This is a genomic window from Mesorhizobium sp. 1B3 (assembly GCF_050958605.1).
GTDB lineage: Bacteria > Pseudomonadota > Alphaproteobacteria > Rhizobiales > Rhizobiaceae.
This window is the reverse complement of the sequence record NZ_JBJHDO010000013.1, coordinates 19,800-34,968: the sequence shown is the minus strand read 5'-3', so window position 1 is coordinate 34,968 and position 15,169 is coordinate 19,800. Positions and strand designations below refer to the sequence as shown.

13 protein-coding genes are annotated in these 15,169 nt (G+C 61.2%); 1 reads left to right on the top strand and 12 read right to left on the bottom strand.

Features of this window, described 5'->3' with window-relative positions; all coding sequences use genetic code 11:
- Nucleotide 1 precedes the first annotated feature (1 nt).
- The 3 genes from dsbD to ACCO56_RS27090 all read right to left on the bottom strand — a co-directional run bounded on the left by dsbD (nucleotide 2) and on the right by ACCO56_RS27090 (nucleotide 4,190).
- Nucleotides 2-1,819 carry a protein-disulfide reductase DsbD gene (gene dsbD, locus ACCO56_RS27100; protein ID WP_433644029.1) on the bottom strand — a complete coding sequence of 606 codons (1,818 nt, stop codon included), beginning with the start codon at nucleotides 1,817-1,819 and terminating at the stop codon, nucleotides 2-4.
- Between the two features lie 368 nt (nucleotides 1,820-2,187).
- Nucleotides 2,188-3,528, bottom strand: coding sequence for an ATP-binding protein (locus ACCO56_RS27095; RefSeq protein WP_433644028.1), 1,341 nt, complete (start codon nucleotides 3,526-3,528; stop codon nucleotides 2,188-2,190).
- Nucleotides 3,528-4,190 carry a response regulator gene (locus ACCO56_RS27090; RefSeq protein ID WP_433644027.1) on the bottom strand — a complete coding sequence of 221 codons (663 nt, stop codon included), beginning with the start codon at nucleotides 4,188-4,190 and terminating at the stop codon, nucleotides 3,528-3,530. The genes ACCO56_RS27095 and ACCO56_RS27090 overlap by 1 nt, the downstream gene beginning before the upstream one ends.
- Nucleotides 4,191-4,949: 759 nt before the next feature.
- Here ACCO56_RS27090 and ACCO56_RS27085 point away from each other — a divergent pair.
- Entirely contained in the window at nucleotides 4,950-5,117 is a 168-nt protein-coding gene (locus tag ACCO56_RS27085; protein WP_433644026.1) for a hypothetical protein, read from the top strand.
- A 77-nt stretch (nucleotides 5,118-5,194) separates the two neighbouring features.
- Here ACCO56_RS27085 and mabB read toward each other — a convergent pair whose 3' ends face one another.
- The 9 genes from mabB to ACCO56_RS27040 form a co-directional block, all read right to left on the bottom strand.
- Nucleotides 5,195-6,310 carry a 5-aminosalicylate 1,2-dioxygenase gene (gene mabB, locus ACCO56_RS27080; RefSeq protein WP_433644025.1) on the bottom strand — a complete coding sequence of 372 codons (1,116 nt, stop codon included), beginning with the start codon at nucleotides 6,308-6,310 and terminating at the stop codon, nucleotides 5,195-5,197.
- Nucleotides 6,311-6,382: 72 nt separating this feature from the next.
- Nucleotides 6,383-7,036, bottom strand: a complete 654-nt coding sequence (locus ACCO56_RS27075; protein WP_433644024.1) for a flavin reductase family protein — start codon at nucleotides 7,034-7,036, stop codon at nucleotides 6,383-6,385.
- A gap of 49 nt (nucleotides 7,037-7,085) precedes the next feature.
- A complete protein-coding gene (locus ACCO56_RS27070) occupies nucleotides 7,086-8,273 on the bottom strand; it encodes an FAD-dependent monooxygenase (RefSeq protein WP_433644023.1) in 1,188 nt (395 codons plus the stop codon).
- Nucleotides 8,274-8,405: 132 nt separating this feature from the next.
- A complete protein-coding gene (locus ACCO56_RS27065) occupies nucleotides 8,406-9,833 on the bottom strand; it encodes an amidase family protein (RefSeq protein WP_433644022.1) in 1,428 nt (475 codons plus the stop codon).
- A 59-nt stretch (nucleotides 9,834-9,892) separates the two neighbouring features.
- Nucleotides 9,893-10,732, bottom strand: a complete 840-nt coding sequence (locus tag ACCO56_RS27060; protein WP_433644021.1) for an ABC transporter ATP-binding protein — start codon at nucleotides 10,730-10,732, stop codon at nucleotides 9,893-9,895.
- Nucleotides 10,729-11,742, bottom strand: a complete 1,014-nt coding sequence (locus ACCO56_RS27055) for an ABC transporter ATP-binding protein (RefSeq protein WP_433644020.1) — start codon at nucleotides 11,740-11,742, stop codon at nucleotides 10,729-10,731. The genes ACCO56_RS27060 and ACCO56_RS27055 overlap by 4 nt, the downstream gene beginning before the upstream one ends.
- A complete protein-coding gene (locus ACCO56_RS27050) occupies nucleotides 11,735-12,574 on the bottom strand; it encodes an ABC transporter permease (protein WP_433644019.1) in 840 nt (279 codons plus the stop codon). Before ACCO56_RS27050 ends, ACCO56_RS27055 begins: the two co-directional genes overlap by 8 nt.
- 120 nt (nucleotides 12,575-12,694) lie before the next feature.
- Nucleotides 12,695-13,612 (bottom strand): ABC transporter permease, encoded by a 918-nt coding sequence (locus tag ACCO56_RS27045; protein ID WP_433644018.1) that lies wholly within the window; start codon nucleotides 13,610-13,612, stop codon nucleotides 12,695-12,697.
- Nucleotides 13,613-13,625: 13 nt separating this feature from the next.
- Nucleotides 13,626-15,161, bottom strand: a complete 1,536-nt coding sequence (locus tag ACCO56_RS27040) for an ABC transporter substrate-binding protein (protein WP_433644017.1) — start codon at nucleotides 15,159-15,161, stop codon at nucleotides 13,626-13,628.
- Nucleotides 15,162-15,169: the final 8 nt, after the last annotated feature.

Here is a 15,169-nt window from a genome sequence, read left to right as displayed (position 1 = left end):
ATCACGGCCCCGCCAGCGCGATCGATGCCCCCAGGGTCTCGGTCGTGACCTCGCCTACGAGGCGAGAGCCGTCAGCCTCGGCGGCATTCCGATCGAAGAAGATCATTGTGGGCGGGCCGATGACGGCGAGATCGCGCATCAGGGCCTGATTGGTCTCGTCCAGTGTTGTCAGATCGACCTTGATGCGCTGAAAGCCATCGAGTCCCGCAACGATCTCCTTCTGCGGCAGGACGTTGCGCTCGATCGTCTTGCAGGTCACACACCAGTCAGCGGTGAAGTAGACCAGCGTGGGACGCCCATCCGCAGAGGCGATCGCCTGCTCGACCTCCGGCGTCGAACGCGCTTCCATGAACGTAACCTCAGCCTCGGCAAGCTGCTGTCCCGAACCTCCCACACCAAAATGAGCAAGAGGGCGCAGCGGATCGGTCCCGCCCGATGCCGCACCGATGGCGATCATCACGCCACCGAGGAAGAAAGCGAGGCCTGCTGCCTTGCGAAAGCGCGGCCCGGCCGGTGCATCGGCGTCGAGGCGGTCGGAGACGCCGACGAAGACGGCTGCGGTCAGAAGCAGGATGGCCCACAGCGCCATACCGGCCTGCGACGGCAATATGCGTTCGGCCATCCAGATGGCGGCACCGAGGAACACAAACCCGAAGACGTATTTGACCTGCACCATCCAGGCTCCGGCTCGCGGCAGCGCCCGACTGCCCATGGTTCCGAAAGCAATCAGCGGGATGCCCTGGCCGAGCCCAAGCGCAAAGAGCGCCGCAGCGCCAAGCCAGGCATCGCCGGTGTGGGCGATATAAAGAAGCGCTGCCGCAAGCGGAGCGGTGACACACGGCCCTACGATCAGCGCAGAGAGGAAACCCATTCCGGCAGCTCCGCCGACCGAGCCGCGTGCGCCGGTCTTCATGCCTGCCATCCGGCTGACCCAGGCCGTCGGCAGTTGCAGTTCGAAAAAGCCGAACATCGAAGTCGCCAGCACCACGAATAGAACGGAGACGGCCCCGATGGCATAGGGTGACTGCAGGACTATCTGCAGGTTCTGGCCCGACCACGCGGCCACCACGCCGAGCAGGCCGAAGGCGGCAGCCATCGCCAGCACATAGGCTGACGACAGAACGAAGCCGCGGCGCGCCGTCAGCGCCTCTCCCTGCCGGGCAAGAGTCGCGCTGAGGATCGGATACATGGGCAAGACGCATGGCGTAAACGCGAGCAGAAGGCCAAAGGCGAGGAAGCTGACGACGACCCAGAGCGCGCCGCCATTCTCGAGCAACGAGCCCACCATGCCGCCGCCCAGCGTCTCCTCGGCCAGCGTGAAATTAGCGCCACCCGCGTTGTCAGGAGGAGTGGCCGCAGGTGCGGCGACACCGAAGCCGACCGTTGGCTCGGACGTCTGCAGAGTCTGTGTGTCCACTGTCAGCGTAAGCGGCGGATAGCAGATCGAATCCTTCTTGCAGCCCTGATAGGTCACGGCCACCTCGGCGGGGGCACCAGAGCCCAGCCGCGCAATCGTTTCGAGGTAGTAGACCTCCGACGGCCCGAAATTGGCGTCCGCGGCTTCCACGACGCCCGGCTCGGTGTGGAGCGTGACCTCCTCGTTGGTCGAGGCGTCCTTCGCCTTCAGATGATCGCGATAGAGATAGTAGCCGTCCGCTATTTGCCAGCGCAGCACGATCTGCTCGTTCGCATCGCGTTCGACAGAGAAGCGGAAGGCGTCTTCGGCTTGGAGAAGATCGTCCTGTTGAGCGGAAGCAGGGACGGACCAGAACGCGAAGAACAGGATTGCGAGAAGGCGGAACATGGTCATACGGAGCATGAAGTCACTCGGATTTCAGATCGATCGGCCGGAGACACTTTAGGAGGCTTCCCACCCATCCTGACGCTTTGCCGGAACCCGAGCTCATAGAGCGCGGAAGCGACGAGGAACTGCCCGATCAGGAAGACAGGCGCACCGCGAAGGCCCAGTCCAGCGAGATAATCGCTGTGGAGGTCAAAAAAGCATCGTCGCGTTGCCATGCATGCGGTCCTTCGTGGATCGTTGGAACCGCAAACGCCGTTTCCACCTTAAGAGAGCCTTAAGAGCCGGCTCTCCGATGCAGAGCTGGCTACTGCGAGCCTTCAGCGCAGGTGCGTGAACGGCCTGTCGCCGCCGTCTCTCCCAGATTGTCGCGCTATAGTCTGCCATCAGGTGGCATGCGCGATCACGGCGCGCAAGCCGCCAGCATCTCGGTTCTGGAGCTGCAATCTCCAGCCGCCTCGCCCGAGCGCGAGTTCGACGATGGCCAGCCCCAGCCCGCTTCCGACAGGCGCCTTGTTGCGCCCCCTGAAAAATCGTTCCGTGACCTGGCCTAACTCCTCATCGGGTATGCCGGGACCATGATCCTCGATGACGATCCGCCCCCCTTCGGAGGTATTGTCGAGGCGGCACTGCACGACGCCGCCCGGCGGCGAGTGATTGACCGCGTTCTCCACGAGGTTCCGGGCTGCCAGGGTGAAGAGTTCCGGTTCGATCTCCAACTCTACCGCATCGAGGTCAGAGGAAACTTCAACAGTCACGTCCCTTGCAGGGTCTGCGAGTTCTTCCGCGAGCGATCTTAGAATCGACGCCGGCTGCACGACTCCCCCTCGCTTCTCCTGGTCGAGCGCCTCGATCGCCGACATGTCGAGCAGCTGGCGCACCAGTCGTCCTGTGCGGTCGACACCCACCACGATCTGACGCAGCGCCTGGTCCCGGATCTCGCCATTCTCGCTGGCGAGCGCGACCTGCGCCTGTGTCTTGAGGCCAGTCAGCGGCGTGCGCAACTCGTGGGCGGCGAAGGCGGTGAAATTGCGCTCGCGTTCGCGCAGACTTGCCACGCGAGCGAACAAGCCGTTCAGCGATTGGAGTACAGGCACGATCTCCTTCGCCGTCTCCACGTCCTCGATCGGACTGAGATCGGAGGCATGGCGCGCCTCCAGATCGTGGGCGACCTTGTTCAAAGGCGCGAGCCCCTTCCTTACGCTTAGCCAGATCAGCCCGGCCAAGACAGGCAAGATCAGCATCGCGGGCAGGAGAAGTCCACGAATGACGTCGTTCACCAGGCCGTCGCGTATCCTCAGATTGTCACCCACCAGGACGCGCACACCGAGATCGGTGTTCGTAACGGCATAAACGCGCCACCTCTCGCCGTCGATCTCGGTTTCGGAAATTCCGTCCGCATGCTCGGCCAGCTTCTGATCGGGTGCATCCTCGGAACGTCCGATCAGCGTGCCTTGCAAGGACCAGATCTGGCAAGAGAGTTGACGGTCGTAGGAACTGTGCGCACGCACGGGAATATCTGCGGCGACGGTCTTGTTCGTGTCTGCAGCGATCTCCTGACTGACGATCAGCGAGGAAACCATGCGGCCAGCCTCCATCAGCCGCGCATCGAGGACCCGTTCGACTTCCGCGCGGGTGCTCAGGAAAATCCAGACCACAGCCGACAGCCAGACAAGCCCGGTGGTGAGAACGAGGATAAGGAAGAGCCGCTTCGAGATCGAAGGCATCACTGTTCCTCCGCGAGACGATAGCCGATGCCCCGGACGGTCTGGATCAAGCCCGGCCCCACCTTGCTGCGGAGATTGTGGATGTGGACTTCGACAGCATTGCTCTCTACCTCCTCCTGCCATCCGTAGAGCTTTTCTTCTATCCGGCTTTTCGACAGGATCTGTCCGGGATGAATCATGAGCGCATGGAGGATCGTGTATTCCCGCCGGGAAAGGCGGATATGTTCGCCATCCTGCTCCACCCGCTGGGTTGCCGGATCGAGGCTGAGGCCGCGCCACTCGAGGAGTGAATGGGGGCGCCCCGACGCGCGACGGACGAGAGCACGCAAGCGGGCGGCGACCTCGTCGAGATCGAACGGCTTGCCCAGATAATCATCGGCGCCAGCATCCAGTCCGAGAATACGATCGGCGACGCGGTCGCGTGCCGTCAGAAGCAGGACCGGCGTGGTGTCGCGGCGCTCCCGCATGGTCTTGAGCACGTCGAGACCCGAACCGTCCGGAAGCATCAGGTCGAGCACCAGCGCGTCGAATTCGTGATTCCTCAGGACCGCGTTGGCTTCCTCGCAGCTTTCGACCGCGTCGGCGTTAAAGCCGCCGATCGCGAGCCCCACCTTGAGCCCGTCCCTCAGAACGGCGTCATCTTCGACTATAAGAACGCGCATCGTCACCATCCACGAGTTGGCTCCGCTTCCTGCACGAGGCTTAAGGCAGCCTTAAGGAACGGGAGTTGATGGACGAGTGACATTTACTGTCCGGCGGGGCTTTACAAACCACATACTGCGTGTCTTTCGCGCTCGTCGTAGCATTGACACTCACCGCCTGCACAACGGAACGAACCTCGTCGTGGACATCTCCCTCAGTGTCGTTGGCCCAATCCACCTTACCGCGAGCGTTTCGTCCGGTGACAGGTAGGCCGTCGGAGATCTACGCCGCAAAGAAGGACGGCTCCTACACGATTGCGGCGGTGGATACGACGGGAATGAAGCCCGGCCACGCGTTGATGTCGGGATCAGCAGAGGGAACGAACAGGATGGGGCGGAAAGTGCAGTTTGTATCCTGATCCTTGTCGCTATTCCGTCTGCGGTATTCATTCCTTTCAAGTAGCCAAGACGAACGCCGCGCTGTGATCGGTGCGGACTACAAGCTGGTCGCGGCGGTATAGAAGCTCGCGGGTAACGGCACCGGCGACACGCACTGGAGATTCCCGGCGGGCTCGGCTGATCGGCATGTCGCAGCCCATCGCGGCTTGCTGGTCGAACACTATCTGCGCTACCGCCGCGATCACCGTGCTCACCGGAACCGGGGCTCAAGCGCTTCTACATCGCCCGCGATCTCGACCCCGCAGGCGATCGGGCGCATGACATCCCCCGGCAAGGCAGGGATCGAGCCGCTGGACCTGTCGTCGGCGTGACGTCACAGACATGGACCGTGACGACACGATATTCTCGACCGTACCGCCAGTCGCCTCGATCCTTGCCCTTGAGATTTTCGCAGATTTGGCGCGTCTGACGCTCATAATCGCGGACGCCGATGGCCGCACCTTCACTGTCCCGCGCCGTCAGACCTGGAATATAGAGGGTACGGCGTGATCACTGGGAGAGTGATCGCCAGACGCCGAATGCTGCGGAAAGCGGTCGATGGCTTTCACAAGACAATATCATACCGCTCATGCTTCATGGTTCCGCTCCCGGCTGTCGGAGCGGAAGCTGGTCGAAACCGACTGATGACCGCCGCTCTCCTGCAACGCCTCTTCGCGGTAGAGGCCAAGGCGCTCCATCGCCGGTTGGTCCGTGATAGAAAAGAGATAGGCATCGCCCGTCCCGTTGTGGTGCTCATGCCAGGCCCAGATCGGTACCACGAAGACATCACCCTTCTGCCACTCAAAAAGCTGTCCGTCGATCACGGTCGAACCGCTGCCGGCAATGACGTAGTAGATGGTGCTCGCCGTGGCCCGATGCGCCTTCAGACGCTCCCCGTCGCGAAGAAGTTGTGCGCGGCAGGAGAGAGTGGGCAGTGTGGGACCGGAGCTGAGCGGATTGATGTATTCGAGAAGAATCCCGTCATGGGGACATCCCTTGTCACCGGAGCGTCGATCGAGGGCAGCACGCATCTCGACCCAAGGATATCGCAAGGTTGGCTGCGCCTCGCTGTAGTCACCGCCGCCAACGGTCCGATAGAGGCCAAGTGCATCGCGGGTGTAGTTGTCCGGTTTGTCGGCGCACACCGCCCCTTCACCCGGCTCGAAAATGCTCGTCTTGAGCAGATTGACGAGCGGAAAGTCGAGAGCGTCGAGCCAGACGATGTCGTGATCGGTTTCGTTGGCATGCTCGTGCCATGCCCAGGAAGGTGTCAGGATGAGATCATTCTCCTCCATCATGAGCCTCTCTCCCTGAACTTTCGTGTAGACCCTCCCTCCCTTGCTGGAAGCAGCAAAGCGGATGGCACCCGTTGCGTGCCGATGCGCAGGGGCACGTTCCCCAGCCTTCACCAGTTGCACGGCCGTCGCGATCGTGTGGCTGGTGGAATAATACGGCTTCAGATCCGGGTTCACATGCTCCATCGAGCGCCGTTCGGCGCCACGGTCGGGGGTGATGAGATCCCCTGCACGCTGCAGGAGCGGAAGGATCTCATTCCAGCGCCAGAGCCACGGCCTGTAAGTCGCCTTGGGTTCCTTAGAGACAAAATCGGCTATGTACTTCCATGTCGGAGCCATATTCGCGGCAGCGAGGTCTTCGTGAAGCTGTTCCAGGGAATCGTTACTGAGATGTGTGCCGGTCATCATCAATCTCCTTCATGACGGTATTCATCGAGCAGCAGCTCACAAGCGCGCCCATCTTTGGACCGGGAGTTCGGTCTAATCCACCGGCGCAAGGGAAAGCCGGTCGGAAAGGCGGACATACGACGCCGGACCGGCTAGCCGCCCGAGGGGACTCAGCCTATCCAGATCGACGTGCAGGTTCTGGCTGACGATATCTTCACCGAAATGCATGGCAACAATCTCGCCCAGCACCATATGATAAGGCACCGCCCCGACGGGAATTATGTTTTTGACGACGCACTCGAATTGCGCGGGACACCTAGCAATGCGCGGCGGCCTTACCTTGCGGCTCGGCAGAACTTCGAAGCCGGCGAGTTCGGTCTCGTTGACTTCGGGCGGGTAGTAGCCCGCACACAACTGCATCGCCTCTCTCTCGTCTTCATGCACGATATGGACGACGAATTCAGGCACCGCGCGCAGATTGCGAAGGGTGTCCTTCTCGAGCTCCTCGCCGCGCATCCCGATCGACAGCATGATCGTTGGCGGCGCCACGCCAACGACGTTGAAGAAACTGAACGGCGCCGCATTCACTCCAGCGGAACCCAAGGTGGTCACCAGCGCGATCGGGCGCGGCACGATCGAACCGGTGAGCAGCTTGTATTGCTCACGAGTCGATAGATTTGCGGGATCAAATTCGCGGGTCGCCGACCCGCGGCCAAGGAAAACAGTGCTGTTCATATTGTCGTCCATTTTCGCGGGCCCAGCCGCTCGAGGGCATAGCAAGAGCCTGGGGAACGGCTCAGAAACGTTCGTCTCCAGGCGCATAAAGCCAGGCAAGGTCGTCATAGATTTGCGCGACGGGGGCGCGATCGAAGTAGGTCTTACGCACTTGCGAAAGCACAGGCCCTGCCTGGCACACGTCAACGAAATAGCGGGCAGCGGCCTGGACTCGTGCGGTGCGCAGATAACGCGCCTTCGCGTATCGGGAGAATGCACTCTCTAGATCGGCCGGCGAGCTGGCCACCTCCCGACCGAGCTGGACGACATCCTCCAGCGCCTGGCAGGCACCCTGCGCCATATATTGCAGCATCGGATGAGCGGAGTCGCCGAGCAGAACGATGCGGCCGTCGCTCCAACGCTCCACCGGCTCGCGGTCGGTGACCATCCAGCGGCGGCTCACATCCACCAACTCCAGCAGTTGCTTCACGCCGGGCGAAAAATCCAGATATGGCTTCAGCAGGTCCTCACGGCTCCCGCCGATCGCCGTCGGGTCGAGATCATAGTCGGGCTCGAACGTCGCGACCAAATTGAACAATTCGCCCCGTCGCAACGGGTAATGCACGAAATCGGCGCGCGTGCCGGACCACATGACCACGTTAGCGCTCCACAATTCATCGGGGATCTTGTCGCGGGAAATGACCGATCGGTAAACGACGAGGCGCGGCGGAGGGGGATCGCCATCCCCGACAATTTTCTTCCGGACAACGGATCGGAGCCCGTCAGCACCTATCAGGGCCGCGCCCCCCGCAGTGGTGCCGTCAGCGAAGCTCAAGACGACCCCATCATCTCGCTGACCGACGGCAACGACCTGCGCGCCGGTATTGAGTTCGATCAATGGCGATCCGGCGCAGGCATCGAGCAGAAGTTGCAACAGATCCGCACGATGGACGACCAGATAGGGATTGCCGAAACGCTCGACAAAGCAGTCCGTCAACGGCAGGGATATGTCGTCGATCGCAGAATAGCCGTTACGCATCATGAGGGCGGCAGGGGTCCAGGCACAGCGTTCCAGTTCGGCACGCAGCCCGATCTCGTCCAATGCCCGCACACCATTGGGCCCCAATTGCACACCGGCCCCGACTTCCTCGAAATTGGGGGCCTGCTCGAAAACACGAACCTGATGTCCCATGCCGGCCAGGACGAAGGCTACCGCGAGGCCGCCGATCCCCCCTCCGACCACCAAGATCGGACTTTTCAGTTCTTTCACTTCATTCCTCCACATCATGCTTTAGCCAGTGGGCCATGAGAACAAACGAGAGTCAACTCATTTAACGATTAAATTTCATTTTAACGACAAAAAAGGCCTTGGCAAAAAGCTTCCATAAGCCGGCGTGGGGCATTAAACGCCGAGCGGGAGATCCGCAGGGGGAAAAGCCGGTGGTATCCCGACTTCCAGAGCCTTTCCGGCAGCAAGACAGTTCGCTTCGCAAAAGCGCGCCGAGATCAACTGGACTCCGGCGGGCACCCCCTCAACAATTCCGACAGGGGCGACCAGGCTGGGCAAACCAAGAAGAGATATCGATACCAGCGGGTGCTGGGCATCCAACAGTTCCCGCACGGAGTCGACACCTTGCTGGTCACTATCGACGCTGGCCGGCGGGCGGCACGAAACAGGCATGAGCACCAGCGGAAAGCCCTCCAGGAAAAGAGAGATTTCACGAATGAACGCTGTCCTTGTCGCCAAGGCCGACATGTAGGCAGCTTGGCCTCGCAATGGCGGCCGATATGCAAGCGTGCCTTCACGCGCTTTGCGGGCAGCCTCGCCCCCGAACTGCGCGATTGGACTCAACGGCGTCGTGTTCGCTTCAGTAGCAAGCAAAGAAAAATACAGCTCTGCCGCATCACCGATCCGGGGAGCTGCAAGCTCCTCGACAACAAATCCGGCATCAGCCAGGCATCTGCCGGCGCGACGAACGGCAGCCGATACTTCGGGCAGGACATTCATGCCTGCTACGACAGGCATCATCGCGACCCTTAACGGCGTCGGAACTTTAGGCTCCTCGACTGGAACCCACCAAGGGTCCCTGGGATCCCTTGCCCCGAGCGCATCCATTCCGAGCCGCAGATCCTCTGCTGAGCGCGCCATCGGACCTTGTACGGAAAACAGTTGCGCCGTGATCGAGCGCTCCTCTTTCGCCGTGGCATTGTAGGACGGCAGTCTGCCGGGCGTGGGTCGAAGTCCATAGACGCCGCAGCAATACGCGGGATAACGGATCGAACCGGCTCGATCATTTGCGTGCGCTATGGCACCCATTCCAGTCGCCACGGCGACGGCGGCACCTCCGCTGGAACCACCGGGGGTAATGTGCGCAGACCAGGGATTAACGGTGCGGCCATACAGCTCATTGTCGGTGAAATAGCGAGTCGAAAAGGCCGGGACGTTCGTGCGCCCTAGTATGATCGCCCCTGCTCTGCGCAGATTGGCGACTGAGGCGCTATCTTCCTCCGCGAAAAGGCCAGAGAATGCGGGAACGCCATTGGTGGTTGCCCGCCCCTTCATGTCCACATTTATCTTTACGGTGACAGGGATGCCGTGAAGCGGGCCCAGGCTGAGGCCCCTTCTGATGTCGCTGTCGGCCCTCCGCGCCGCCGCCATCACCTCCCCTGCAGGGATCATGTCAACGATGGCGTTCACCTGCGGGTTTACCGCCTCGATACGTGCCAGGCAGCTCTCAGCTACCTCCTCACAGGAGATGCTTCCCGAAAGGATCCCTTCGGAGAGATCAGTCGCGCGCCAGCTCCATAGCGGCCCTTGCGATTCAGACATGGGTTTCCTTCATCCGCTGCGGCGGTTACCGCAGAAGCGAGTATCAACGATCAGCGAATTCAGTGGGCCGGCGGTAAGCCCAGAGAGGGATCAGGCGTCAGGACGGAAGCCAGGAGAGATCGCGTATATTCTACACGCGGCTGCTGAAGCAGCGTCTGCGTCGCCCCGCTCTCGACCACCTGGCCGCAATTCATGACGGCGATGCCCGTTGCCATGTAAGCGGCGACGTCGAGATTGTGGGTCACGATAACCATCGCAAGTCTCAACTCCGCCTGAAGGTCCTTGAGCAGGTTGAGAATCTGGGCCTGCATCGATACGTCGAGCGCAGAGGTGGGCTCGTCGCAGATGATGATCTCGGGCCGCATGATAAGCGCGCGCGCGATCGAGACCCTCTGGCACTGCCCTCCGGAGAGCTGATTCGGATAGGCTCCGAGCAACCTGCCTGGCAGCCCGACATGATCAACCGCCTCGCTAACCCACTGCTCGCGTTCGGCGCGGTCGCCAACGCCGTGGATGACGAGCGGATCAAGCAGTATGTCCCTGACGCAGCGCCGGGGATTGAGAGAGGAATGAGGATTCTGGAACACGGGCTGAACGCGCCGCGCTAGTTGTTTGCGCGGAATGGAGGCGATGTCCTCGCCTTCCAGGAGGACCGTTCCCCGCGTTGGCGACAGCGCGCCGAACATCATGCGGCTCAACGTCGTCTTGCCGCTGCCCGACTCGCCCACGATCGCCAGCACCTCGCCACGGTTGACTTCCAGCGAAACCTCGTCAACCGCCGTGAATGGAGAACCGCTGCCCAGAAGCGTCCAACCTGCGCCGTAGACAAGGCTGACCTGCTGGCACTGCAGGATCGGTTCTCCGGGTGGATTTGCCGTTACTGCCCCCGACGTCTTCATTCCAAAATCTCCATCCGATCGGGCTCCGCAGGCTCCAGCGTACACAGATATTCATGCGAGCAATTGAGTTGCCGCGACGGGATCTCTCCCGAGCACGAAGGAGAGGCGTCAGGACATCTGTTGCGGAAAAGACAGCCGCCCGGATCGCCCAGAAGCGAAGGCACCACACCCGGGATCGAGGCGAGTCGTTGCGTATGGCCAGGTCGGATGATGCAATCGAGGAGGCCGCGCGTATAGGGGTGCTGCGGCCGGTTGAAGATTTCATCTACCGGACCAGCTTCGACAATTCGGCCGCCATACATGACACCGACGCGGTCCGCCATTCTCGCCACCACGCCGAGATCGTGAGTTATCAGCAAAAGCGCGGTACCGAAATCACGTTGTAAGTCACGCAAAAGGCGCAGAATCTGAATCTGGACCGTGACGTCGAGCGCGGTTGTCGGTTCGTCAGCAATGAGGACGGAAGGTTCGCACATCAGCATGATGGCGATCATAACCCGCTGCCGCAGGCCGCCCGAAAGCTGGTGCGGATATTGCCGCGCCCGGTCCCGCGCCGGTTTCACGCCGACTTTGTCGAGCATTTCCAGCGCTCGCTCCCGCGCCTCCTTCCGCGTCGCTCCGCGGTGCCGGATGTAGATCTCATCAAGCTGATCGCCGACTGTCAGGACCGGGTTCAACGACGTCATGGGATCCTGGAAGATCATCGCGATGCGATCACCGCTCATCGCCTGCCGCCGCTTGCGATCGAGCCTGGCCAGATCGTGCCCCTCGAACATGACGTGATCGGCCGTCACCTTCGCACGCCGGGGCATGAGTCCCATCAGCGCAAGGGAGGTCATGGTCTTGCCACAGCCGGATTCCCCGACGAGGCATAGGGTTTCTCCGGGCCTGACTGAGAAGCTGACATTCGAGACAGCGTGCAGGCTGCGGTTTCCCACGGGAAGCCGGACGGACAGGTTCTTCACGTCGAGGAGGGGCTCGTCGGAGCGATCCCGGGCCTGTTCAGACATTTCGTCCCTCCGGCGTGAGAATGTCGCGCAGGCCGTCACCGGCGAGGTTCACCGCAAGCACCGTCGTCAGTATGGCTACGCCAGGGACGACCACCAGCAAGGGTTTGAAGAAGATCACATTCCGGCCCTCGGCAATCAGCAACCCAAGTGACGGAGTCGGAGGCTGGACACCCAGACCAATGAACGACAGAACCGACTCGATCAGTATGATGATGCCGATCTCAAGGCTGGCGATGACGATAATATGGTTTGCCACGTTCGGCAGAATTTCCTTGAGGAGGATACGGAGATCGGAAGCGCCCACGGCGCGCGCCGAGTGAACAAATTCCTGCGACCGCAACTGCTGCGTGACGCTCCGAAGAACGATGGCGTAGCGGTCCCAAACCAATATGCCGAGAATGACGGTCAATGATCCGATCGATGCCCCGAACACGGCGATAAGGGACATCGACACGAGCAGCGACGGCAGGGCCAGCTTCACGTTCACCACATAGGTGATGAAGTTGTCTATCCAACCTCCGAAATAGCCGCCGGCTATGCCGAGGGTCGAACCAATCACAATCGAAATCAGCGTTGCACCCACACTAATCGCAAGAGATACCCGCAGTCCGTGAAGCAGTCTGCTGAGGAGATCGCGTCCGAGGGCGTCGGTGCCGAGCACATGATGCCAACTGCCCTCGGCCGACCACACCGGATCGGCCAGGCGCATCGACAGGTCCTGATAGTACGGATCGTGCGGCGACAGCCACGGCGCCAGCAATGCCACAAGAAAAATGAGCAGAAGCCCCCCGCCTCCCACGAGAAAGCCGGCGTGCGAAAGCGCCTTCTGCATCAGGAGCTTCCGCCGCGGGTCAGGCAGGTCCTTCAGCGTGGTCGCGGCAGCGACCCCTGCTTCGTGAGAGGCATGGATCCCGCCCGTCCTTCGGTCGAGCGTCCGTGTACTGTCCATCGACTAACCTCGCGAAATTCTGGGATCGAGCCGAGCGTTGACGATGTCGGCCAACAGCGTGAGCACGATGTAACAAAGCGCGAAGAAGACCGTGATGGACTGCACCACGGGAAAATCGACGCGCATGATCGACTGATGGGCAAGCGTGCCTACGCCGTTCAAAGCGAAGATCATCTCCACCACAAGTGAATGACTCAGCAGGAAGCCCAGGCTGACGGCGGCGACGGAGATGATAGGAAGGACGGCGTTGCGCAACGCATGCTTGAATATCACGGTCGAGGTATGCAGCCCCTTGGCTCGGGCGGTCCGGACAAAATCCGACCCCAATGCCTCCAGCATACCCGTGCGCGTAAGCCGCATCTGCAGCGGGATCACCGTCGTAGCGACGGTGATCCAGGGCAGAACGAACGCGCTCACCGATGCTCCCCCCGACACGGGCAACCATTGCAACGTCACGCCGAACAGGTAGATCAGCATCAGCCCGAGCCAGAAGTTGGGTATGGCGCTACCGGCTACCGCGATCGTCAGGGCTAATCGATCGACCCAGCTATTGGGACGCACCGCCGCCGCGACACCGAGGGGAATGGCCACCGCGAGACCGATGGCCAGTGCGGGAACAGCAAGAAAGAGCGTCACGGGCAGACGGTCGACGATCAGTTCCATCACCGGTTCTGAAGTGAAGAGCGAGGTGCCGAGATTTCCGCGAAGCGCATCCAGAGCCCAGTCCAGATACTGGACGAACAGCGGCTGATCCAGGCCATGTTCAAGCGCGACCTGCTCGATATCCTCCTGGGTGGCGTTGCTGCCCGCCAGGATCACGGCCAAGTCGCCGGAGGCCCGTAGCAGCGAAAAGCTGATGACTGACACTGTGAACGCGACAAGGATCGCGATCAGAAGCCGGCGTGCGATATAGATCACCATACTACCTACCTGATCATTTCCACCGCAGATCGTAGAGAGAGAGGCCGAATGACCCCGCGGTATCTCTAGGAAGAGACAAGTCCTTGGTATGAATGAACATGTCCGGCCGATTGGTGAGCGCCATGACGTAGTAGTTTTCGTTCACCCTGTCGAAAATGCGCTTGTATAGGTCTTCCCGTGTTGGAAGATCGAGCGTCGTCTCCGCCTCCGCCATCCAGACGCGTATATCCTCATCCTTCCAGTAGTCGCGAGCCGAGGCGCCGAAAAAGCGATCGACCGTTCGCGAGACATCCTCGAACCCGTAGTAATGGACCAGCATCTGAACACTGCCTTCTGCCTCTTTCCGGCTGTAGGCGGGAAAAGTGACTGGCTCGACCGCGGCACGGATGCCGACTTTCCTCATTTCCCCGGCGATCGCTTCGGCGAGGACCGAGGAGCCGGTGGGCGCCGTAAGGATCACGTCGAAGCCGTCGTCATACCCGGCCTCGGCAAGCAGCCGCCTAGCCTCATCGGGATCGTATGGGTCGGGCACCTCGGTGAAGCTGCATCCGCGCTGCTTCGGGAGGCAAAGTGCGTCGATAGCCTGGAGCGCGTCGCCGCCGGGCAGGACGCTGGTGGCCACGCTCAACCTGTCGATAGACCGGAAAATGGCTTCGCGGACGCGCAAATCCGTGAGGAACGGCACCTTTCCAGACTGATTTACGGCGTCGAGACTCAGATGGAACAGCAGGAACGCCTGGGTAGACGTCGCCTCGAAAGCCGGATTGGCCAGTAGGAGTTCCGCCTCGTCGCGTGAACTGGCCTTGACGATGTCCAGTCCGCCGGTCATCAACTGCGCCAACTGCGTCTGCGTATCGGGAACCGGGATCAATTCAACGGTGCCGATCGAGCCGGTCGGCCTGCATGGCGCAACCTGGGTATAGTGCTCGTTGAGCTCAAGCTTCACCCCGCTGGCCGAGTCCATCGAGACAAACTTGTAAGGACCCGTGCCGACCGGATTTTCACGACCGAATGCACTTTTGTCCTCGAAAGCGCGGTGGATCTCAGCAGGCACGATGCGTCCCTGCACCGCAAGCCACATCAACGCCTTGGGGGACGGTGCTTTCGTCTTTATCTCGATCGTGTCCGGCCCGGTTTGGGTCGCGCTTTCGAACCAGTTGAACTCCGATGCAAAACGCGAACTTGCCGCACGATCAACGTAATATTCGAACGAATAGACAACATCCTCGATCGTGAAATCAGAACCATCGTGCCACTTCACGTCGTTGCGCAGCGTGAACTCGAAGGTGGTATCGTTGAGCTGGCGCCACGACTGCGCCAGGACAGGATGGAACTGCCGGCCCTCGGCATCATAACAGAGAAGCGCGTCGAAGATCGAATAGGTAGCCATCGCCGTTTCGGGCCGCGGGTCGTCGGCGGCCCACACTGTCGCCAGCGTTTCCCGGATAGGAATCCGCACCGTATCGTTCGCCTTGTCGGCGAAGGCGCAGGTGGTCGTCGACAGCGCGGCGACGGCGGCAAGTGCGAAGTGTCGCGATTTCAAGCGCATGTGTTTCC